22 protein-coding genes and 1 other RNA gene are annotated in these 21122 nt (G+C 67.5%); 9 read left to right on the top strand and 14 right to left on the bottom strand.

What is annotated here, in order from left to right:
• Nucleotides 1-102: 102 nt before the first annotated feature.
• Complete coding sequence (locus ACSF9G_RS04865; RefSeq protein ID WP_436638980.1) at nt 103-801, bottom strand: DUF1013 domain-containing protein; 699 nt, start codon at nt 799-801, stop codon at nt 103-105.
• Between the two features lie 220 nt (nt 802-1021).
• On the bottom strand, nt 1022-2035 hold the full coding sequence (locus tag ACSF9G_RS04860; protein WP_436638978.1) for an NAD(P)H-quinone oxidoreductase: 1014 nt from the start codon (nt 2033-2035) through the stop codon (nt 1022-1024).
• Nucleotides 2036-2147: 112 nt separating this feature from the next.
• Here ACSF9G_RS04860 and ACSF9G_RS04855 point away from each other — a divergent pair, with 112 nt between their 5' ends.
• On the top strand, nt 2148-2339 hold the full coding sequence (locus ACSF9G_RS04855; protein ID WP_436638976.1) for a DUF1192 domain-containing protein: 192 nt from the start codon (nt 2148-2150) through the stop codon (nt 2337-2339).
• A 341-nt stretch (nt 2340-2680) separates the two neighbouring features.
• Nucleotides 2681-3229, top strand: a complete 549-nt coding sequence (gene rcdA, locus ACSF9G_RS04850; RefSeq protein WP_436638974.1) for a protease adaptor protein RcdA — start codon at nt 2681-2683, stop codon at nt 3227-3229.
• A 71-nt stretch (nt 3230-3300) separates the two neighbouring features.
• Here rcdA and rpmE read toward each other — a convergent pair whose 3' ends face one another.
• Entirely contained in the window at nt 3301-3519 is a 219-nt protein-coding gene (gene rpmE / locus ACSF9G_RS04845) for a 50S ribosomal protein L31 (RefSeq protein WP_261615542.1), read from the bottom strand.
• 285 nt (nt 3520-3804) lie between these two features.
• Here rpmE and ACSF9G_RS04840 point away from each other — a divergent pair, with 285 nt between their 5' ends.
• Nucleotides 3805-5676 carry an ABC transporter transmembrane domain-containing protein gene (locus ACSF9G_RS04840; RefSeq protein ID WP_436638972.1) on the top strand — a complete coding sequence of 624 codons (1872 nt, stop codon included), beginning with the start codon at nt 3805-3807 and terminating at the stop codon, nt 5674-5676.
• Here the strand turns inward: ACSF9G_RS04840 and ACSF9G_RS04835 are convergent.
• The 10 genes from ACSF9G_RS04835 to tkt all read right to left on the bottom strand — a co-directional run bounded on the left by ACSF9G_RS04835 (nt 5663) and on the right by tkt (nt 16481).
• Complete coding sequence (locus ACSF9G_RS04835; protein WP_436638969.1) at nt 5663-6691, bottom strand: peptidoglycan -binding protein; 1029 nt, start codon at nt 6689-6691, stop codon at nt 5663-5665. The genes ACSF9G_RS04840 and ACSF9G_RS04835 overlap by 14 nt on opposite strands.
• A gap of 11 nt (nt 6692-6702) precedes the next feature.
• Complete coding sequence (locus ACSF9G_RS04830; RefSeq protein ID WP_436638967.1) at nt 6703-7740, bottom strand: flagellar motor protein MotA; 1038 nt, start codon at nt 7738-7740, stop codon at nt 6703-6705.
• A 128-nt stretch (nt 7741-7868) separates the two neighbouring features.
• Entirely contained in the window at nt 7869-8657 is a 789-nt protein-coding gene (locus tag ACSF9G_RS04825) for an inositol monophosphatase family protein (protein ID WP_436638965.1), read from the bottom strand.
• A 9-nt stretch (nt 8658-8666) separates the two neighbouring features.
• Nucleotides 8667-9230, bottom strand: coding sequence for an elongation factor P (gene efp / locus ACSF9G_RS04820; RefSeq protein WP_436638963.1), 564 nt, complete (start codon nt 9228-9230; stop codon nt 8667-8669).
• Between the two features lie 146 nt (nt 9231-9376).
• The gene (locus ACSF9G_RS04815) at nt 9377-10318 is read right to left on the bottom strand and encodes a tetratricopeptide repeat protein (RefSeq protein WP_436638961.1); all 942 of its coding nucleotides are present in this window, start codon (nt 10316-10318) and stop codon (nt 9377-9379) included.
• Nucleotides 10315-10950, bottom strand: coding sequence for a thiamine phosphate synthase (locus ACSF9G_RS04810; RefSeq protein ID WP_436638959.1), 636 nt, complete (start codon nt 10948-10950; stop codon nt 10315-10317). The genes ACSF9G_RS04815 and ACSF9G_RS04810 overlap by 4 nt, the downstream gene beginning before the upstream one ends.
• 187 nt (nt 10951-11137) lie before the next feature.
• Complete coding sequence (locus ACSF9G_RS04805; RefSeq protein WP_436638957.1) at nt 11138-12169, bottom strand: class I fructose-bisphosphate aldolase; 1032 nt, start codon at nt 12167-12169, stop codon at nt 11138-11140.
• Nucleotides 12170-12197: 28 nt separating this feature from the next.
• Nucleotides 12198-13394 carry a phosphoglycerate kinase gene (locus ACSF9G_RS04800; protein WP_436638955.1) on the bottom strand — a complete coding sequence of 399 codons (1197 nt, stop codon included), beginning with the start codon at nt 13392-13394 and terminating at the stop codon, nt 12198-12200.
• Nucleotides 13395-13407: 13 nt separating this feature from the next.
• Nucleotides 13408-14418, bottom strand: a complete 1011-nt coding sequence (gene gap, locus ACSF9G_RS04795) for a type I glyceraldehyde-3-phosphate dehydrogenase (protein WP_436638952.1) — start codon at nt 14416-14418, stop codon at nt 13408-13410.
• Between the two features lie 44 nt (nt 14419-14462).
• Nucleotides 14463-16481 (bottom strand): transketolase, encoded by a 2019-nt coding sequence (tkt, locus tag ACSF9G_RS04790; RefSeq protein WP_436638950.1) that lies wholly within the window; start codon nt 16479-16481, stop codon nt 14463-14465.
• Nucleotides 16482-16880: 399 nt separating this feature from the next.
• On the opposite strand from tkt, the gene ACSF9G_RS04785 reads away from it, so the two are divergent.
• The 6 genes from ACSF9G_RS04785 to ACSF9G_RS04760 all read left to right on the top strand — a co-directional run bounded on the left by ACSF9G_RS04785 (nt 16881) and on the right by ACSF9G_RS04760 (nt 20198).
• Nucleotides 16881-17168: a DUF4164 domain-containing protein gene (locus ACSF9G_RS04785; protein ID WP_436638948.1), complete on the top strand. Its 288-nt coding sequence runs from the start codon at nt 16881-16883 to the stop codon at nt 17166-17168.
• A 58-nt stretch (nt 17169-17226) separates the two neighbouring features.
• On the top strand, nt 17227-17607 hold the full coding sequence (locus ACSF9G_RS04780; RefSeq protein WP_436638947.1) for a cell division protein ZapA: 381 nt from the start codon (nt 17227-17229) through the stop codon (nt 17605-17607).
• A 77-nt stretch (nt 17608-17684) separates the two neighbouring features.
• A non-coding RNA gene (ssrS, locus tag ACSF9G_RS04775) (6S RNA) lies at nt 17685-17844 on the top strand.
• A gap of 41 nt (nt 17845-17885) precedes the next feature.
• A complete protein-coding gene (locus ACSF9G_RS04770) occupies nt 17886-18494 on the top strand; it encodes a 5-formyltetrahydrofolate cyclo-ligase (protein ID WP_436638945.1) in 609 nt (202 codons plus the stop codon).
• The gene (locus tag ACSF9G_RS04765; RefSeq protein ID WP_436638943.1) at nt 18472-19287 is read left to right on the top strand and encodes a TIGR00282 family metallophosphoesterase; all 816 of its coding nucleotides are present in this window, start codon (nt 18472-18474) and stop codon (nt 19285-19287) included. Before ACSF9G_RS04770 ends, ACSF9G_RS04765 begins: the two co-directional genes overlap by 23 nt.
• Nucleotides 19288-19448: 161 nt before the next feature.
• Nucleotides 19449-20198: a YebC/PmpR family DNA-binding transcriptional regulator gene (locus ACSF9G_RS04760; protein WP_436638941.1), complete on the top strand. Its 750-nt coding sequence runs from the start codon at nt 19449-19451 to the stop codon at nt 20196-20198.
• 87 nt (nt 20199-20285) lie between these two features.
• On the opposite strand, the gene ACSF9G_RS04755 is transcribed toward ACSF9G_RS04760, so the two are convergent.
• Complete coding sequence (locus tag ACSF9G_RS04755) at nt 20286-21029, bottom strand: sulfite exporter TauE/SafE family protein (protein ID WP_436638939.1); 744 nt, start codon at nt 21027-21029, stop codon at nt 20286-20288.
• Between the last annotated feature and the right edge of the window lie 93 nt (nt 21030-21122).

Here is a 21122-nt window from a genome sequence, read left to right as displayed (position 1 = left end):
CGTCGGGCCGTGCCGCCATCGGGCCGCACTGCCATCGGATCGAGTGGCCGACGGGTGTCTCCCGTTCGGTCAGTCGGCCATTGAGGCGAAAGCGGACTTCTTTTAGTCCTCGGAGGGCGTTTCCTCGCCCTTCATCGAACGCAGCTTGGCGAACACCGCATCGGCGTCGAGCTCGTCGCTCTCCTCCGATTCCGCGGTGTCTTCGTCTCCGTGGCCAAAGCCGACACTCTCCTCCGGGGTGAGCAGGCGCATGCCCTCGGCTTCCTCCGGCGGACGGTACTTGGCCGCGGACTGGACCTCCATGTCGAGGTCGATCTGGGAGCACAGGCCGAGCGTCACCGGGTCCATCGGCTGCAGGTTCGTCGCGTTCCAGTGGGTGCGCTCGCGGATCGAGTTGATCGTCGCCTTGGTGGTGCCGACGAGGCGCATGATCGCCGCGTCCTTGAGTTCGGGATGGTTGCGCACCAGCCAAAGGATCGCGTTCGGACGGTCCTGGCGACGCGACACCGGCGTGTAGCGCGGTCCCTTGCGCTTCTTGGTGACCGGAATCCGCACCTTCGGCTCGGCGAGCTTGAGCTTGGCCGAGGAATCCTTCTGGCAGCGATCGATCTCCTCGCGGGTCAGCTGACCGGTCAGGACCGGGTCGACGCCCTTAATCCCTTGCGCGGCCTCGCCGTCGGCGATGGCGTTCACCTCAAGCTCGTGCAGCGCGCAGAACTCTGCGATCTGGCGGAAAGAGAGCGAGGTGTTGTCGACCAGCCAGATGGCGGTCGCCTTGGGCATCAAAAGAGTATTTGACATAAGCTTCTCCCTTGCGCGCCACCGCCTCCGGCGGGGCGCCCCGGTCGAATTCGAAGTGTCACGGGGATGACGTTATATAGGCGCGTTCGCGTTTCGACGCAAACGGTGAAAACAGGGCCGGCCTCCGGGAATTCCGTGGCCGGTGAGCCCTGGTCGCCTCTCCCCGGCGGGGAGAGGCAAAATGATGCGGATTGGCCGTTTTCACGGCGATCCCTAAATCTTAAAGCCCGGTTTCCAGCACGATCTTGCCGGTATGGTCGGCATCGATGCGGGCGTGGGCTTCGCCGGCCCGTGTCAGCGGGAAGCGGGAATCCATCACCGGTTTCACCTTGCCGGCGGCGATCAGCGGCCAGACCTTTTCTTCCAGCGCGCGGGCGATCTGCGCCTTGAAGGCGACCGGGCGCGGGCGCAGGGTCGAGCCGGTATGGGTCAGCCGCTTGCGCATCAGTGGATTGAGGTCGATCTCGGCCTTGTAGCCGTGCAGGAAGGCGATCTGGACGATGCGGCCTTCCTCGGCGGCGGCCTGGTAGTTGCGCGGCACGTAGTCGCCGCCGACCATGTCGAGGATCACGTCGACGCCGCGTTTGTCCGTAGCTTTCTTCACCACCTCGACGAAATCGGCGGACTTGTAGTCGATGGCGAGATCGGCGCCGAGTTCCTCGCAGGCCCTGCATTTCTCCGGGGTGCCGGCCGTGACGAACACGGTCGCGCCGAACGCCTTGCCGAGCTGGATCGCGGTCGTGCCGATGCCGCTGGCACCGCCGTGGATGAGCAGCGTCTCGCCGGGCTGCAGGGCGCCGCGATCGAAGACGTTGGTCCACACGGTGAAGAAGGTCTCGGGAATCGCGGCCGCCTCGCTGACCGGGAGGCCGGCGGGCAGGGGCAGGGCGTTGGTCTCGTGGACCGTGCAGTATTCCGCGTAGCCGCCGCCGGCAACGAGGGCGCAGACCGTGTCGCCGGGCTGGAAGCGGCTGGTGCCTGGACCGGCCGCGACGACGGTGCCGGCGATCTCCAGGCCGGGAATATCGGAGGCGCCTGCCGGCGGCGCATAGCCGCCGAGTCGCTGCAGCACGTCGGGCCGGTTCACGCCGGCCGCCGACACCCGGACCAGGACCTCTCCTTCGCCGGCGGCGGGCACTGGCCTTTCGGCGGGGACCAGCACCTCGGGTCCGCCCGGCTGGCTGATCTCGATGGCCGTCATCGTGGTGGGCAAAGTTGTGGGTAACTCGGTCATCCGCGGGCCCTTTCGTTAACGTCGTTTCTCGAATACCGGGGCAGGCCTTCCGTGACAATGGCGGGCTCCGTAGAGTTAAAGGCCGGATAGCGATTGCAAGGAAGGGCGCACCATGTTCGGGGATGATGACCGGCCGAAAAAGATTGCGGCGCACGAGATCGGGATGGACCTTTCGGCGCTTTCGGTGGCGGAACTCGAGGAGAGAATCTCCTTGCTGAAGAACGAGATCACGCGGTTGGAAGCCGACATCAAGAAGAAGGGTTCGACACGCGATGCGGCCGAGAACTTTTTCTCTAAATCTTGAAGAAAAGTATATCGGTTAACCATTCGTTAGGTCCTACAGGTTAACTATGAGGCATCCAGTCTTCTGGATCTCGAGTGGCTCCTGTCCACTCTGTTTGACGCCTCCCTGTTAACCAACTGAGCCGCTTTCCCAGCGGCTCTTTTCTTTTGTCCGTTGCGCCGGGCCCCGGCAATCGCGATGATCGCGGTGACTCGGGGACACAATGCGACGCCGTCTCCCATCGGCAACTGGCATCGAAGATGCAAATTTGACCGTATGGGCGGCCGGATCGTGTCGTTTCGACACAAATTCGTGTCGAATTGCACGCGAGATCGGTCAAAACGAGACGACAGGGACAGGTTATGAGAAACGACAAGACAGACGTGCGCGAAGCGTCGGACCCTAGGCTCGATCCGGTCAATTTCGCCGAGCGGATGGCCGGCTCCGGAAATTTCATGACTCTGTTTCGCGAGGGCATGGCGCTGCTCGAGGAGACCGCCGACTATCTCGACGGTCCCGGCCGCACGGAGTCGCGCACGCTGAGCCGCCTGGGCGGGCTGGCCTATGCGACGGAAAGCATGAAACTGACCACCCGGCTGATGCAGATGGCCTCGTGGCTGCTGCTCCAGCGCGCCGTCAACGAAGGCGAGATGTCGGACAAGCAGGCCTCGGAGGAGAAGGGCAAGGTTCGCCTGGAGCATCCGGAAGACCGCGAGCGTTCGGCCGGGTTCGACGAACTGCCGGAGGGCCTTCAGGACCTGATCGCGCGAAGCCTGCGGCTGCAGGCGCGCGTGCGTCATCTCGACCGGCAGCTGCGCGGCCAGCTGCGCGCGGACGATGCGCGCGCGGCAAACCCGGTGTTCTCGCAGCTCGATCGCGTCCGCTCGGCGTTTGGCGGAAGCGAAGGCTGATACAGACGTTCGCCGAAACAAAAAGCCCCCGACCGAGGCCGGGGGCTTTTTTATTCGGAAGCCGAAGCGCCTCAGATGAAGCCTTCGAACTTCTTCTTGAAGCGGGAGACGCGGCCGCCGCGATCGAGCAGATGCTGGCTGCCGCCGGTCCAGGCCGGGTGCGTGTTGACGTCGATGTCGAGATTGATGACCGCGCCTTCCTCGCCATAGGTCGAGCGGGTCTCGTACTCGGTGCCGTCGGTCATCACCACCTTGACGGTGTGATAATCGGGATGGATGTCTTTCTTCATGGCTTTCAAACCTTCTTGCCGGCGCCGTTCAAAACGCCGCATCGCGTGCGCGGATGGAATGAGAATTCGGCGCTGCCTATAGCGCGGATGGGCCTGCGAGGCAAGCGGGCGGGGCGGGATGACCGGGGAAGCGCGTGCCGACGTCGCGGTTCGGCCCCCCGCGTTGGGCGAGACGGGCGCGCAATCCGGCCGACCGTCCGTCCGCGACATAAGGGCGGGTTGCCCGGGGAGGCCCGTCTGGGGCATTTTCCGCGTCTCGATGTGATCTGAGCAGGACAAAACGACATGGCCCGCAGGAAGGCGCCGAACGAGGCTGGGGCGGAGACCGCGCAGCCGGGGGATGGATCGGCGAACGGCCGGCGCCCGCGGCAGAAGCTCGGCCCGCTCAGGATGCTGGCGCCCTATGTGGTGCGCTACAGGGTCCATGTCGTGCTGGCGCTGATCGCGCTCGTCACCGCGGCCGGCGCCACGCTGGCCGTGCCGCAGGCGGTGCGGCGGATGATCGATTTCGGCTTCGATTCCGAGAACACGGCGCTGGTGAACCAGTATTTCGGCATGCTGATCATCGTGGTGCTGGTGCTCGCCGCCGCCAGCGCCTCGCGCTACTACCTCGTCACCTGGCTGGGCGAGCGGATCGTCGCCGACGTGCGCGCCGACGTGTTCAGGCGGGTGATAGATCTGTCGGCCGATTTCTTCGACACCGCCCAGTCGGGCGAGATCGTCTCGCGGCTGACCGCCGATACCACCCAGATCAAGGCCGCCGTCGGGGCGAGCGCCTCGATCGCGCTCAGAAACCTGGTGCTCGGCATCGGCGCGGCGACGCTGATGGTCGTCACCAGCCCGCGCCTTTCGATGATGGTGCTGATCGTGATCCCGGTGATCGTGCTGCCGCTCGTCGGCTTCGGCCGGGCGGTGCGCAAGCGCCAGCGCGATGCCCAGGACACGCTTGCCGACGCGACCGCCTTCGCCTCGGAGAATATCGGCGCGGTGCGCACGCTGCAGGCCTTCACCAACGAGGAGCTGGCCGACGCCCGCTTCCGCGCCGCCGTCGAGGAATCCTTCGACGCGGCCCGCGGCACCACCAAGATGCGGGCGACGCTGACCTTCGTCGCCCTGTTCCTGGTCTTCGCCAGCGTCGTCGCCGTGCTCTGGTACGGCGCGCACGACGTGCTGGCCGGACGCATGACGCCGGGCACGCTCGGCCAGTTCGTCCTCTACGCGGTGTTCGCCGCTGGCGCGCTCGGCGAGCTCAGCCAGGTATGGGGCGAGGTGCAGGCGGCCGCCGGCGCGGCCGAGCGGCTCGCCGACCTGAGGGACCGGGAGCCGTCCGTGCGCGCGCCGGAGGCCCCGGAAGCCCTGCCCGAGCCGCCGCGCGGCGAGGTCGCCTTCGCGCACGTCTCCTTCGCCTACCCGACCCGTGCCGACGACCGGGCGCTGCACGACGTCAGCTTCGCCGTGGCGCCGGGCGAGACGGTGGCCATCGTCGGTCCGTCGGGCGCGGGCAAGAGCACGCTGTTCCACCTGCTGCTGCGCCACTACGACCCGAATGACGGCACCATCCGCGTCGACGGCGTGGCGATCGACCGGGCCGATCCGCGCGCGGTGCGCCGGCGCATCGCCGTGGTGCCGCAGGACACCGTGATCTTCGCCGGCACCGTCGCCGACAACATCGCCTATGGCCGGCCCGGCGCCAGCGACGACGAGATCCGCGCCGCCGCGGTCGCCGCCCATGTCGAGGAATTCGTCACCGCCATGCCGGAGGGCTACCGCACGATGGTCGGCGAGCGCGGCGTGAAACTGTCCGGCGGGCAGCGGCAGCGCATCGCGATCGCCCGGGCGATCCTGCGCGCCGCACCGATCCTGCTGCTCGACGAGGCGACCTCGGCGCTCGACGCGGAAAGCGAGACGGTGGTGCAGATGGCGCTCGACGACCTGATGCAGGAACGCACGACGCTGGTCATCGCGCACCGGCTGGCGACCGTGCTCAATGCCGATCGTATCCTCGTCATGGAGGAGGGGCGGATCGTCGAGGAGGGCACGCATCACAGCCTGATCGAGACCGGTGGCCTCTACGCGCGGCTCGCCCGGCTGCAGTTCGATACCGACGAGGGCACGCTCGCCGAACGGCGCGCGGCGCGCGAGGTCAGCGCTCGGTGAGCTTGAGCTCGATGCGGCGGTTGGCGGCGTAGGCTTCCTCGGTACTGCCCTCGACAAGCGGATAGTTGTCGGCGAAGCCGGCGGCGACGAGGTGCTGGGGATCGACGCCCTTTTCGATCAGGTAGCGCACCACCGCGATGGCGCGGGCCGACGCGAGTTCCCAGTTGGACTGGAACCGCGGCGAGTTGATCGGGCGGGCGTCGGTGTGCCCGTCGACGCGCAGCACCCAGGCGATCTCGGCGGGAATCTCCCCTTCGAGCTCGAGGATCGCGGCGGCCAGCTTGTCGAGTTCCTGCCGGCCGGCGGCGTTGATCTGGTCGGAGCCGGTCGGGAACAGCACCTCGGACTGGAAGACGAAGCGGTCGCCGACGACGCGGATGTCGGAGCGCTGCGACAGGATCTCGCGGAGGCGGCCGAAGAAGTCGGAGCGATAACGCGACAGCTCCTGCACCTTCTGGGCCAGGGCCACGTTCAGGCGGCGGCCGAGATCGGCGATCTTGGTCTGGCTCTCCCGGTCCCGGCTCTCGGAGGCCTCCAGCGCATCCTCGAGCGCGGCGATCTGGCGGCGCAGGGCGGAAATCTGCTGATTCAGCAGCTCGACCTGGGCGAGGGCGCGCTGGCTCAGGCGCTTTTCCTCGTCGAGTTCGATGGCCAGCTCCGAAACCCGTCCGCCGGCGGCCTCGGCATCGCCGGCGCGGGCGTCGAGGATGCCCTGAAGCCGGGACTGTTCCGCCTCGGCGTTCGTCAGCGAGGACTGCAGCAGGGAAAGCTGGTCTTCCAGCGAGCGCTTGCCGGCCCGCTCCAGCGCCAGGAGCTCGGTCAGCTCGGCGATCTGCGAGTTCAGCCGGTTGAGCACGGTGTCGCGGCCGGAAATCTCCTGACTGAGGAAGAACTGGGTCAGGGCGAAGACCGACAACAGGAAGATGAAGACGAGCAGGACGTTGGTGAGAACGTCGACGAAACTCGGCCAGTAGTCGATCTGGCTGCGCCGGCGCCGGCCGTGGACCAGGGCCATGGCTTGGACTCCTACACTCTCTCGCGGTCGGCGAGGCGGGCGAGAAGGTCGCGGATCTCGCTCTGGCGGTCGGCCTGCGCCTCGACCCATTCGCGGATCATCTTCTGCTCGGAGCGCATGTGCTGCACGAGCCCCTGGATGCCCTCGGCGAGGTCGGCCATGGCGGCGGTCGCCGCGCGGTTCGGACCGCCCTCGCTCATCACCTGGGCGAGCCTGTCGATGGACTTCTGGATGTCGTCGGTCATCAACGCCGGCGCCGGCGCGGGCAGAGGCGCGGGACCGGGCGCCGCGGTCGCGATCGGTGCGACCTCGGCCGGCCGCTCCTCGGTCGCGGCGATCTCGGTGACCGAGGACAGCCAGTCCTCCAGGTCGTTGTAGAACCGGTTCTGGGCCTGGCCCGCCTGCAGGTCGAGAAAGCCCAGGATCAGCGAGCCGGCGAGGCCGAACAACGAGGACGAAAAGGCCGTTCCCATGCCGGACAGGGGCGCCTGCAGGCCGGATTTCAGATCCTCGAAGATGACGCCGGTATCGCCGGAGCCGATGTTCAGCGACTGAATGGTGCCGGCGACCGAGCTGACCGTCTGCAGCAGCCCCCAGAAGGTGCCGAGCAGGCCGAGAAAGACCAGCAGGCCGGTCATGTAGCGGGCCATCTCGCGGGATTCGTCGAGACGCATGGCGATCGAATCGAGGATCGAGCGCATGGTCTGCGCCGAAATCGCCATGCGGCCCACCCTGTCGCGCAGCAGGGAGGCCATCGGCGCCAGCAGCACCGGCGGCTTGGAGACCTCAAGACCCGGATCGGCGAGACGGAAGTCGTTGACCCAGGCAACCTCGCGAAAAAGCCGGAAGACCTGGCGGATCGCCATCAGGATGCCGATGGCCAGAACGCCGATGATCAGGCCGTTGAGGCCCGGATTCGACATGAAGGCGGTATAGACCTGCGGAAACAGGATCGCGCCGATGAAACCGGCGATGATCAGAAACACCAGCATCCGCAAGAGGTAGACCTGCGGACTTGCCAATTTCTGCGGATCTTTGCTGCGGGCCATCGGCTCCCGGGTCTCTGACGCGCGCAGGAGAATCAATCACGCGCGAATCTTCCTGTTCCCCCGACGCGAAGTTACCGCCGAGATCGCGACATGTCCAAGGCGGAAGCGCACTTTCGGCGGCGAAGATGTCAGGACTTGGACAGGGAATCGACCAAAGCGCGATGGATATCGACGTTGCCGGCGACCAGGCTGTCGGCGTGGAGCGCCGATTTGCGGCCGGTATAGTCGGTCGCGAAGCCACCGGCTTCGCTGACGAGGAGCACGCCGGCGGCGATGTCCCAGAGGCTCAGGCCGCGCTCGAAAAAGCCGTCGAAACGGCCGGCGGCGAGCCAGGCCAGATCGAGGGCGGCGGAGCCGGTGCGGCGGATCCCGGCGGATTTCGCCATGATCGGGGCCAGTTCCCGCAGATAGGCGGGGTGATTGCCGCGGCCCTGGTGCGGGATGCCGGTGGTGATGATCGACTGCGACAGGTCGCGGCGCTGGGCGACGCGGATGCGACGGTCATTCAGGTACGCGCCGGCGCCTTTCTCGGCGACGAACAGCTCGTTCATGATCGGGGTGAAGACGAGGCCGGCGACGATCTCGCCATCGCGCTCAAGCGCGATCGAGATGGTGAACAGCGGCACCGCGTGCAGGAAGTTGGTGGTGCCGTCGAGCGGGTCGACGATCCAGCGGTGCGCCTTGTCGGTTCCCTCGATCTCGCCGGATTCCTCCATCAGGAACCCGTATTTCGGCCGCACCCGCGACAGCTCCTCGCGCAGGATCTTTTCGGCGCGCAGGTCGGCGGCGGAGACGAAGTCGCCCGGTCCCTTCATCGAGACCTGCAGGTTCTCCACCTCGCCGAAGTCGCGCGAGAGCGCGCGGGCGGCCTTGGTGGCCGCCTGCACCATCACGTTGAGAAGGGCTGATCTGGCCATGGTGTCCGGTCAGTCCGCGCGGCGGACGTAGGTGATCTCGTTGGTGTCGACGATGATCTTCTCGCCGGTGGTGACGAACGGCGGCACCATCACGCGCATGCCGTTCTCGAGCTTGGCCGGCTTGTAGGAGGAGGCGGCGGTCTGGCCCTTGACGACCGGGTCGGCCTCGGTGACCTCCAGCGTCACGTGCTGGGGCAGGGTGATGCCGATCGGCTTGCCGTCGTACAGCTCGACGGTCACGGTCATGCCGTCCTGGAGGAAGGCGGCGCGCTCGCCGACGAAATCCTCGGCCAGCTCGAGCTGTTCGTAGGACTCGGTATCCATGAACACAAGCTGCTCGCCCTGGGCGTAGAGGAACTGGAAGTCCTGCTGGTCGAGGCGGACGCGCTCGACGGTCTCGTCGGCGCGGAAGCGCTCGTTGAGCTTGGTGCCGTCGATCAGGTTCTTGAGCTCCACCTGGTTGAAGGCGCCGCCCTTGCCCGGTTTCACGGCCTGGGTCTTCACGGCGACCCAAAGGCCGCCCTTGTGTTCCAGGACGTTGCCCGGCGTGATCTGGTTTCCGTTGATCTTCATGTCGAACCGCTCGCGAAATGTCTCCGGTCGGGCACCGATCGGAGGAGGGGCGCCGATGCGCCGTGTTCCAAGGATTTGGGACCGGAAGGAATGGATGGCGCGGTTTCTAACAAACCTTGACGCCGGATGCATCAGCAAAAGATGGCTCAGTAAATGACACCGTTGGTGCCGTAACTGAAGCCCTGCGCCCATTTGCGCACGCGCTTGTCGGCCTCCTCGAGCTGCGTCTCGTCCAGCGAGCCCAGGAAACCGTCGAGCCAGACGTCGCTGGCGCCGGCGGAACGGGCGAGAATGTGCCATTTCGCCGCTTCGACCGCGTCGGCCTCGACGCCCTGACCGTTGGCGTAGATGCGGGCCAGCCGGTTCTGGGCGACCGGATTGCCCTTCTCGGCGGCGCGACTGAACCACCGGACCGCCTCGGCCTCGTTCGTCGCGGTGCCCTCGCCCTTGAACAGCATGACGGCGAGCTCGACCTCGGCCAGCGGCATGCCCGCTTCCGCCGCCTTCTGCATCCAGCGCAGCGCCTCGGCGGGATCCTGCGCGACGCCGGCGCCTTCGAGGTAGAGCAGGGCGAGGTTGTACTGCGAGGGCGTGTGGCCGTTCTCGGCGGCGAAGCGCAGGAGCTCGGCCGCCTTCTTCAGGTTTCGGGGGCGAACCTTGCCGTCGACATAGATCAGGGCGAGGTTGTAGTGGGCCTCGACGTGGCCCTTCTTGGCGGCGGCATCGAACCAGCCGGCGGCCTTCTCCTCGTCCTTGGTCGTGCCCTCGCCGCGGGCCAGCGCCAGGGCAAGCGCGAACTGGGCCTCGCGGTTTCCGGCAACGGCGGCCTGGCTGTACCACCACACCGCCTGCTGCATGTTCTTGGGGATGCCGAGGCCCTTGGCGTAGAGCTCGCCGAGCAGGGTCTGCGCGGCGGCGTCGCCGTCCTGGCCGCGTTCGAGCGCGGTACGGAAGGCCGTCAGGTAGTAGCCGCGCTGGTAGGCGCCATAGGCGATATCGGTGGTGGCCTCGCGCGCGAACCCCGGCCAGGCTGAGCCCGACCAGGCAAGCAAGGCGGCTCCGATCGCGGCAACCGCAATCGGCCTCATGCCGCCTCCTCGCGGACCCGTTCGGCAATCGCGGCGGCCCGGGCGACCGCGTCGGCGACGCCCGCGGGCTCGTTCCAGACGAGATCGCGCATCGCGACGAAGTCGGCGCCCGCGGAGACGGCGTCCTCGACGGACGTCCAGTCCTCGGCGCACATGGCAATGCAGGGGAGCTGGAACAGCTCGCTCCACCATTCGATCAGATTGAAGGTCGCCGGGATGTCGCCGTCCAGGTCGAGGCGGCCGAGAAGGACGTAGTCGGGCTGACCCTCGCCGAGCAGCATGGCGGCATGCCGGGTGGTGCAGTCGCCGGCGCCGACGATCAGGTCGGGCTTGAGCGTGCCCATCGCGGATTCGACGGCGGCGGCGCCGTGCGTGATGTGCACGCCGTCGGCGCCGACCTCGCGCACGAGACCGGGATGGCCGTGCAACAGGAACGCGGCGCCGTTATCCTGGGCGATCGGGCAGAGCATCTCGGCGGACCGGCGCCAAAGGGCCGGATCGTCCGAGGACAGATCAAGGATGACGGCGGCGGTTTCCGCGGTCTGCAGCGCGTCGGAGAGCTGCCGTGCGAAGTCGGCCGGATCGAAATCCGGCGGCGTTACGAGGACGAGGCGGGCGGGCGCAGGTGCCATGAGCGTTCAATTCGTTCGACGGTCGATCAATAGCCAAAACAACGCGCATACGCCGGGAATACGGCGAAAACGCGGAGCCGGTACGCCGACAATCCTGCCGCGGGTCTGCTAAGGAGTGGTTAACAAGCCGTAAATCCGGGACCGGCAGCACGTCCGGTCCCGGCGAAGCGGGGTAAGCCGCCTGTCGTCAGGCGGCCTGCTTTTCCTGGTCCGCGCTCCACTTGCCGGCGGCGGCAAGGCCGTTCATGCGGGCGCGATGCGAGAACGCGCTCTGGGCGGCGGCGACGTTCTCGGTCTTGCCGCCCCAGGCCTTCAGCGCGGCGGCCTGCAGCGCGCGGCCGTAGGAGAAGGTCAGCTTCCACGGCAGCGGTCCCATCTCGTTCATCAGCGAGAGGTGCCGGGTCGCTTCCTCGTCGGACTGGCCGCCCGACAGGAAGGCGATGCCCGGAACGGCGGCCGGGACGGTCGACTTCAGGCAGCGCACGGTCTTCTCGGCGACCTCTTCGGCGCTCGCCTGCCGGGAGGCGTTCTTGCCGGAAATCACCATGTTGGGCTTCAGCACCATGCCTTCCAGCAGGACGCGCTGCTCGAACAGCTCGTCGAAGACCGTGTTGAGCGCCCACTCGGTGACCTGGTAGCAGCGGTCGGCGTCATGGGCGGCGACGGGGCCGTCCATCAGCACCTCAGGCTCGACGATCGGGACGATGCCGGCTTCCTGGCACAGCGCCGCGTAGCGGGCGAGCGCATGGGCGTTGGCCTTGACGCAGCCCCAGCTCGGGATGCCGTCGGCGATGTCGATCACCGCGCGCCACTTGGCGAAGCGGGCGCCGAGGCCATGGTATTCCCTGAGCCGGTCGCGCAGGCCGTCGAGGCCTTCGGTGATCTTTTCGCCGGGGAAGCCGGGCATGTCCTTGGCGCCGGCGTCGACCTTGATGCCGGGAACCGCGCCGGCGGCCCTGATCAGGTCGACCAGCGGCGTGCCGTCGGCTGCCTTCTGGCGCAGCGTCTCGTCGAACAGGATGACGCCGGAAATGCAGTTCTTCATCGCGTCGTCGGCGCGGAACAGCATCTCGCGATAGTCGCGACGGTTGTCCTCGGTGGATTCCACGCCGATCGAATCGAAGCGCTTCTTGATCGTCCCGGTGCTCTCGTCGGCGGCGAGAATGCCCTTCCCGTCCGCCACCATGGCCTGGGCGATATCCTCAAGCCGTTCACTCATCGTCTGATCCTCACATTCTCTATCGTTATCAGGGTCTCAAAGCCTCGACACCGGGCAGGGCCTTGCCCTCGAGCCATTCGAGGAAGGCGCCTCCGGCCGTCGACACGAAGGAAAAGTCCCGCGTCACGCCGGCCTTGTTGAGGGCGGCCACCGTGTCGCCGCCACCGGCGACCGACAGCATGTGCCCGGCCTTGGTGTCGCGGGCGACGGTGCGCGCGACCGCATTTGTGCCGGCGTCGAACGGCTCCAGCTCGAAGGCGCCGAAGGGGCCATTCCAGACCACCGTCTTCACCGTCTCGAGCCTGCCCTCCAGCGCCGTCTCTGTCTTCGGGCCGATGTCGAGGATCATCTCGTCGTCCTCGACGTCGTCGAGACCGCAGATTCGGTGCGGGGCCCTGGCCTCGAAGGCCTTGGCGGCGATCACGTCGACCGGCAGGACGATTTCGCAGCCGGCCTCGCGCGCCGCCGCCTCGATCTCGCGGGCGGTGTCCAGCTTGTCGCGCTCGCACAGCGACTTGCCGATCCCGTGGCCTTTGGCGGCGAGGAAGGTGTTGGCCATGCCGCCGCCGATGACCAGCATGTCGACCTTGGCCACCAGATTGGAGAGCAGGTCGATCTTGGTGGACACCTTGGCGCCGCCGACGATCGCCATCACCGGACGCTCCGGCTTCGACAGGGCCTTCTCCAGCGCCTCGATCTCGGCGGCCATGGTCAGGCCGGCGGCCGCGGGCAGATGGTCGGCGATGCCGGTGGTCGAGGCGTGGGCGCGATGGGCGGCGGAAAAGGCGTCGTTGACGAAGACGTCGCCGAGGCTGGCGAGCTGCCTGGCGAACGCCGGATCGTTGCCTTCGTCGCCGGGGTGAAAGCGGGTGTTCTCGAACAGCAGCACGCTGTGCGGTGCCGCCTGTTTGGCGGCGTCCAGGGCCTTGCCGTCGGTCCAGTCGGTGGCGACGAAGGTGACCGGCCGGCCGATCGCTTTCTCAAGCGCGGGCAAGACCGGTTTCAGCGACATTTCCGGGACGACCTTGCCCTTCGGGCGGCCGAAGTGGGAGAGCACCATCACGGCGGCGCCCTTGCCGAGCAGGGCCTTGATGGTGTCGGCGGCGCGCTCGATGCGGGTCGCGTCGGTCACCACGCCGTCCTTGGCGGGAACGTTGAGATCGGCGCGCAGGACAGCGCGCCGACCATTCAGATCGAGATCGTCGATCGTGCGGAACGAGGCCATTCCGGTCTCCCGTTCAGATAAGCTTGCCCATTGCCACCGCGGTGTCGGCCATGCGGTTGGAGAAGCCCCACTCGTTATCGTACCACGAAAGCACGCGGACGAAGTTGCCCTCCATGACCTTGGTCTGGTCGAGCGCGAAGGTCGACGAGGCCGGGTCGTGGTTGAGGTCCATGGAAACCAGCGGCTCGGCGGTGACCGCGAGGATGCCCTTCATGGCGTTGGAATTCGCCGCCGCCTTCATCGCCTCGTTGATCTCCTCGACCGAGGTGTCGCGCTTGGCGACGACCTTCAGGTCGATCATCGAGACGTTCGGGGTCGGCACGCGCACCGAGACGCCGTCGAGCTTGCCGTTCAGCTCCGGCAGCACCAGGCCGACGGCGCGGGCGGCGCCGGTCGTGGTCGGGATCATCGACATCGCCGCGGCGCGGGCCCGGTAGAGGTCCTTGTGCAGCGTGTCGAGAACCGGCTGGTCGCCCGTATAGGCGTGCACGGTGGTCATGAAGCCCTTCTCGATGCCGACGGCGTCGTTGATCACCTTGGCGACCGGGGCCAGGCAGTTCGTCGTGCACGAGGCGTTGGAGACGACCGTGTGCTCGGCGGTCAGCTGGTCGTTGTTGACGCCGTAGACGACGGTGATGTCGGCGTTGGTGGCCGGGGCGGAGACCAGGACGCGCTTGGCGCCGGCTTCCAGATGCATGGCCGCCTTGTCACGGTCGGCGAAGATGCCGGTGCACTCGAGCGCGATATCGACGCCGAGTTCCTTCCACGGCAGCTCCCTGGGATCGCGGATGGCCGTCACCTTGATCGGGCCGCGGCCGGCATCCATGGACTCGCCCGATACCGTGACCTCGGAGGGAAAACGGCCATGCACGCTGTCGTAGCGCAGCAGGTGCGCGTTGGTCTCGATCGGGCCGAGATCGTTGATGCCGACGACTTCGATGTCGGTGCGGCCGGATTCGATGATCCCGCGCAGCACCAGCCGGCCGATGCGGCCAAATCCGTTGATCGCTACCCTGACAGCCATTCTAGTAGTCTCCTTAGCTAACCCGTTGTGCGCCGCCGGATCGGTCAAGCCTCCTCGGCCGGCGCCAGACTATCCAATATACGCCGGGCTTCCGCCACGACCGCCTCGGCGGTTATGCCGAAGTGCTCGTACAGGCTCTTGTACGGGGCACTGGCGCCGAAGCCGTTCATGCCGACGAAGCCGCCGTCACGCCCGACGAAGCGGTCCCAACCCTGTCGGATCGCCGCCTCGACGGCGACGCGAACCGGCGCATCGTCGAGGATCGTGCGGCGGTAATCGGCCGACTGTTCCTCGAACAACTCGAAACTGGGGACCGATACCACACGGGTCGGGATGCCGTCGCGTTCCAAGATGACGCGCGCCTCCAGCGCCAGCGACACCTCGGAGCCGGATGCGAACAGGGTGACCTTGGCCTGTCCCGTGGCGGCCGCCAGCTCGTAGGCGCCGCGGGCGCAGCAGTTCTCGTCGGTCACCGAAGTGCGCAGGCCCGGCACGTTCTGGCGGGTCAGCGCGAGAACGCTCGGCCGGCTGCGGGCCTCGAGCGCAAGCTGCCAGCATTCGGCGGTCTCGGTGGCGTCGGCGGGCCGGAACACGTTTAGGTTCGGGATTGCCCGCAGGCTCGCCAGATGCTCGACCGGCTGATGGGTGGGGCCGTCCTCGCCCAGGCCGATCGAATCGTGCGTGAAGACATGGATGACGCGGATGCCCATCAGCGCCGCGAGACGAATCGACGGGCGGCAATAGTCGGAGAAGACGAGGAAGGTGCCGGAATAGGGGATGACGCCGCCGTGCAGCGCCATGCCGTTCATGGCCGCGGCCATGCCGTGCTCGCGCACGCCGTAGTGAACGTAGCGGCCGGCGTAGTCCTCCGCCGAGAAGTCCTTGAGGTCCGGACTGCGGGTGTTGTTCGAGCCCGTCAGGTCGGCGGACCCGCCGATCGTCTCCGGCACCGCCGGATTGACGGCGCCCAGCACCAGTTCGGATGCCTTGCGGGTCGCGATCTCCGGCCTGTCGGCGGCGAAGGTCTCCTTGAGCGAACGGATCGCCGTGGCCAGATCGACCGGCAGCTCGCCGCGCGTGCGCCGTTCAAATTCGTTGCGGACATCGTGGTCGAGTGCCGCCAGCCGCTTCTCCCAGGCGCTGCGGGCCTTGCCCGAGCGCAGGCCGGCGATCCGCCAGGCGTCGCGGATGGGGGAGGGGATCTCGAAGGGTGCCGCCTCCCAGCCGAGCCCGAGCCGGGCGGCCTGCACCTCGTCGGCGCCGAGCGGCGCGCCGTGGGTCGCGGACGTGCCCTGCTTGTTCGGCGCGCCGTAGCCGATGATGGTGCGGCAGGCGATGATCGAGGGCCGGTCGGACGTGCGGGCCGCCTCGATCGCCGCGGCGATCGCGTCGGGATCGTGGCCGTCGACGCGCTGGGTGTGCCAGCCGGCGGCGTCGAAACGTTCGACGGTATCGGTCGAATCCGACAGCGAGGTCGGGCCGTCGATGGAAATGTGGTTGTCGTCGTAGAGGACGATCAGCCGGTCGAGCTTGAGGTGGCCGGCGAGCGAGATCGCCTCGTGGCTGACACCCTCCATCAGGTCGCCGTCGCTGGCCAGCACGTAGGTGAAATGGTCGACCATTTCGTCGCCGAAGGTGGCGTTGAGGTGGCGCTCGGCCATCGCCATGCCGACGGCGGTGGCGATGCCCTGGCCGAGCGGACCGGTGGTGGTCTCGATGCCGGCCTTCAGGTCGAATTCGGGATGGCCGGCGGTATGCGAGCCGAGCTGGCGGAAATTCTTGATCTCCTCGATGGTCATCGCCTCGTAGCCGAGCAGATACAGCGACGAATAGAGCAGCATGGAGGCGTGGCCGGCCGACAGCACGAAACGGTCGCGGTCGGGCCAGTCGGGCGCCTTCGGATCGAATTTCAGGAACCGCGTGAACAGCACCGTGGCGATGTCGGCGGCGCCCATCGGCATGCCGGGATGTCCGGATTTGGCTGCCTCAACGGCATCCATGGCGAGCGCGCGGATGGCGTTGGCCATTGCGCGATGATCGACCTGTGCGGCGTTCTCTGTCATTTAATTCCGATGGTCACCGTGGATGCGGGGTTCGTTGGCGGCGGGAAAACCGAACGGTCCGTGTCGTCACGGCACCACCCGAATTCCCCGACCTTCAGCGCCTGTCCCCGCGAAGCGGGCCGATCAATACCACCTCGCCGGGGCGAGTCAATTGAGGGGCCGGATCAAAGGGTTTGCGACGTATACGCAGGCGTGCGGCCGGCACGGTGCGGGGCGGCCGACAGGCGGTCCGGTATGCGGCGATGGGCGGTTGACCGCAGCTTGCAGCGATGCCTAATCTCTCACGGCTAATCCGTTGGCCTTTATATTTTCCTTTCGTCTGACGCGACAGCGATGGCGGCCTTTTTCGTGTCGGGTTTGCGATTGGCGCCAGTGGCCGACGGTCGGGGAGGCGGGTCTATGAATGTCGATTCGAGTCCTGTAGAGCGCGCGCAAAGGCGGTTTGTCGGCGCACTCGACGCATTGGAAGCGGCCGTTCGCCGCCGCCAGGCGATGGATCGTAGCGTAACCGCCCTGCAGTCGGAGATCCGGACCCTGAGCGACGACCGGTCGCAGCTGGCCCAGGAGCTCGATACGGCGCAGGCGCGGTCGGCGCAGCTCGAATCGGTATCGAAGAGCGTCTCGCAGAGACTGGATTCGGCTATCAGCTCCATTCGCGGCCTGCTCGACAGCGAGCAGGGCGGCTGAGCGTGGATTTGCTGGCTTTCGAATCGCCGGGCTGGGGGAGAACGGCGGAGCGGGTACCATGCCCCAGGTGACGGTCTCGATAAACGGCCGTGTCTACCGGATGGGATGCGACGAGGGCCAGGAGCAAATCCTGAGCCAACTCGCGCAGGACATCGATCGTCGCATCGAGGCCTACAAGGCCAGTTTCGGCGAGGTCGGCGACATGCGGCTGATGTTGATGGCGGCGATGGAACTCGGCGACGAGCTCGCCGATTCGCGCCGCCGGCTGAAAGCGCTCGAATCGGAGGTCGAGGGCCTCAAGGAATCCCGCAGCGCGGTGCTCGACAAGGTGTCCTCGGCGCAGGACTCGATCGCGGAAATGCTCGACCAGGCGTCCGCCCGTATCGAAAGTCTCGCCGCCGCGCTGAACGGGGCGGGGGCGGAACAGCCGGGCGAATGAGGGGCGGACGCGGCACGTCGCGAAATCCGCATCCTTTCCACTGGCGAGCGCCCGCCACGATAGCTACATTCGACATGGCGAGGCTGCCCGGTGCGACAGGAGACTCAATTCCCCGGGGCCTTATCGATCTCCTTGGGAGCTGTCCCTGGTTGAGCCCGTGGGCTCTTTCATACGGCGCCCACCTACGTATGTAGGTTCCCGGGATCGCTGCTCTCCACCGGCCGCGGCGGCTTCGCCATCCCACCGTTTCCCGTCCCGTGTCATCCCCGGATCCCCGCATGACCGACCGAACAGCCCAAAAGGCCCGCATGCGGACGCTGGCGCGCGCCGCGCGCCGGCGCGTGTCCGGCGCGGACCGTCGGGCGGCGGCCGAGGCCGTCGCCGGCCGGGCGGCGGATATTGCCGCGCTGGCCGGGCGCGGCACGGTCTCGTGCTTTTCCACCTTCGGCGACGAGCTCGACACCCAGCCGCTGATCATGGCGCTCGCGCGCCGGGGCTGCCGGCTGGCGCTGCCCGTCGTCGTCGGCCGGGCGCGGCCGCTGGTGTTCCGCCGCTGGCGGCCCGGCGACAGGACGGGCAAGGGCCATTTCGGCATCCGCGAGCCGCTGGCCTCGGCGCCCCAGGCGCATCCGCGGGTGTTCCTCGTGCCGCTGCTCGCCTTCGACCGGTTCGGCTACCGGGTCGGCTACGGCGGCGGGTTCTACGACCGCTCGCTGGCGATCGCGCGGGCGGAGCGCAAGATCGCGGCGATCGGGCTTGCCTTCGCCATCCAGGAGGTGGGCCTGGTGCCGCGCGACCGATACGATCAACCTGTGGACTTCGTTCTGACCGAACGGGGCCTGACGACATGCATTGGAGGTGCCCGTGCGGCTGCTCTTTCTTGGTGACGTGGTCGGCCGCTCCGGCCGGGAGATCGTCGTGGACCGGCTGCCCGAGCTGAGGAGCCGGCTCGACGCCGACTTCGTGGTCGTCAACGGCGAGAATTCGGCGGGGGGCTTCGGCATCACCGAGGCGATCCACGGCGAGCTGATCGACGCCGGCGCGGACGTCGTCACCACCGGCAACCACGTCTGGGACCAGCGCGAGGCGCTCGTCTTCATCGAGCGCACGCCGACCCTGCTGCGGCCGATCAACTTCCCGGCAGGCACGCCCGGGCGCGGCGCCGGGCTCTACGAGGCGCGCAACGGCGCGCGGGTGCTCGTGATCAACGCCATGGGCCTCGTCTTCATGAACATGCTCGAGGATCCCTTCGCGGCGCTGTCGCGGGAGCTGGAGGCCTGCCCGCTCGGCGGCGGGGCGGACGCGATCGTCGTCGACTTCCATGCCGAGGCGACGAGCGAGAAGCAGGCGATGGGTCATTTCCTGGACGGGCGGGCGAGCCTTGTCGTTGGCACCCACACCCATGTGCCGACCGCCGACCACATGGTGCTGGCGGAGGGCACCGCCTACATGACCGACGTCGGCATGTGCGGCGACTACGACTCGGTGATCGGCATGGACAAGGAGGAGCCGCTCAGGCGCTTCCTGACCAAGATCCCCTCCGGGCGCTTCGAGCCGGCGCTGGGCGACGCTTCGCTGTCGGGCGTGCTGGTGGAGACCGACGATTCGACCGGCCTGGCCCGGCGGGTCGCCCCGGTGCGGCTCGGCGGCCATCTGTCGGAGACTCTGCCGGACTGGTAGACCGGCTTCTCGCGGGCCAGTGGATTTTCGACCGGACCCGCCCTATAAGCGGGCGAACTGCGCGGCCGCCGGCTTGGTCGGGCGTGGTGAATCGGGCGTGGCGAAAACGGCGTTTCCCCCCGACTGTTGCGGCCGCGGTTCTAACGCAATCGAGGCATGCCATGGCAGGACACTCCCAGTTTAAGAACATCATGCATCGCAAGGGCCGCCAGGACGCGGTCCGGTCGAAGCTCTTTTCCAAACTCGCCAAGGAAATCACGGTCGCGGCCAAGATGGGCCTGCCCGACCCGACGATGAATCCCCGCCTGCGGCTGGCCGTGCAGAACGCCAAGTCGCAGTCGATGCCGAAGGACAATATCGAGCGCGCGATCAAGAAGGCGGCAGGCGGCGACGCGGATACCTACGAGGAAATCCGCTACGAGGGCTACGGGCCGGGCGGCGTCGCCGTCATCGTCGAGGCGCTGACCGACAACCGCAACCGCACCGCCGGCGCCGTGCGTTCGATCTTCACCAAGGCCGGCGGGGCGCTCGGAGAAACCGGCTCCGTGTCGTTCATGTTCGATCGGGTCGGCGAGATCGTCTACAAGCCCGAGGCCGGCGACGCGGACACGGTGCTGGAAGCGGCGATCGAGTCCGGCGCGCAGGACGTGCAGAGCGACACCAACGGCCACATCATCCTCTGTGCCTTCGAGGATCTCGGCGAGGTGTCCTCGGCGCTTGAAGCCAGCCTCGGCGAGGCGGACTCGGTGAACCCGGTGTGGAAGCCGCAGACGGCGACGCAGGTCGACGAGGGCAAGGCGGAATCGCTGATGAAGCTGATCGCCGCGCTCGAGGACGACGACGACGTGCAGAACGTCTATTCGAACTTCGAGATCTCCGACGAGGTGCTGGAACGCCTGACGGCGGCCTGAGCGACCTCCCTTGCCGGGACGATCGGATCGTCGCGGCCCGGACACCCGGAACCCTCCTGATATCGACGGCGAACCCGGGCGGGCAGCCTAGCGCAGCAGCCCGTCGAGGGCCGGGAGGCTGGTGATCGCGGCCAGCGCGATCACCGCGTAGGCGATGCGGCGGTAGTAGCGCTCCGGCGCCTTGCCGAACAGGCGGGCGCCGAGAAACAGCGCCAGCGCGTAGACCGGCGCGAAGACCGCGATTACCGTCAGCGTCTCCATCGTGAAGAAGCCGTTCCAGGCGTAGGCGACGAAGCTCGACATGCTGGCGATGGAGAAGAACGCTATCAGGTTGGCGCGGATGATCGGCGGCGGAAAGGGCCCCGCGATCCAGAAGGCGATGACCGGCGGGCCGGAGACCTGGCCGATGCCGTTGAGCACGCCCGCGACCCCGCCGATGCCGACGGAGGCGAGCCGGCTCGGTGCGCGGGCATAGCGCAGTCCCGAGGCGAGCAGCGCCAGCAGGAGCAGCACCAGCATCGACAGCCCCCAGCGCAAGGTGACCGGATCCGCATTGGCGAGGATCGCCGCGCCGAAGGGGACCGTCGCCATGGCGCTGACGCCGACGGGCAGCACCGTGTTCCACTGGCAGGACCGGACCGCGCCCCACAGCAGCGGCAGTGTCAGAACCGCGTCGAAGATCAGGAAGCTGGCCGCGGCGAGCCTCGGATCGATCGCGGCGGAGGCGACCGGCATGAAGATCAGCGCGGCACCGAAGCCGGAGAAGCCGCGCACGAGCCCGGCGACCAGCGCCGCGACGAGCACGGCGATAAGCGATTGATCGAAGGTCATGGGCGTTGCAGAAGGCCGGTTGGTCGATTTGGGAGATTGGTAGCGGGTTCGAACCGTTCGGGGCAAGTCGCCCCCGGTGATCCGGGGGGCCAG

This window comes from Microbaculum mangrovi, from assembly GCF_051390635.1.
Lineage (GTDB): Bacteria > Pseudomonadota > Alphaproteobacteria > Rhizobiales > Tepidamorphaceae > Microbaculum.
Note: the sequence above shows the minus strand (reverse complement) of the source record. Positions and strands in the feature narration are given on the sequence as shown.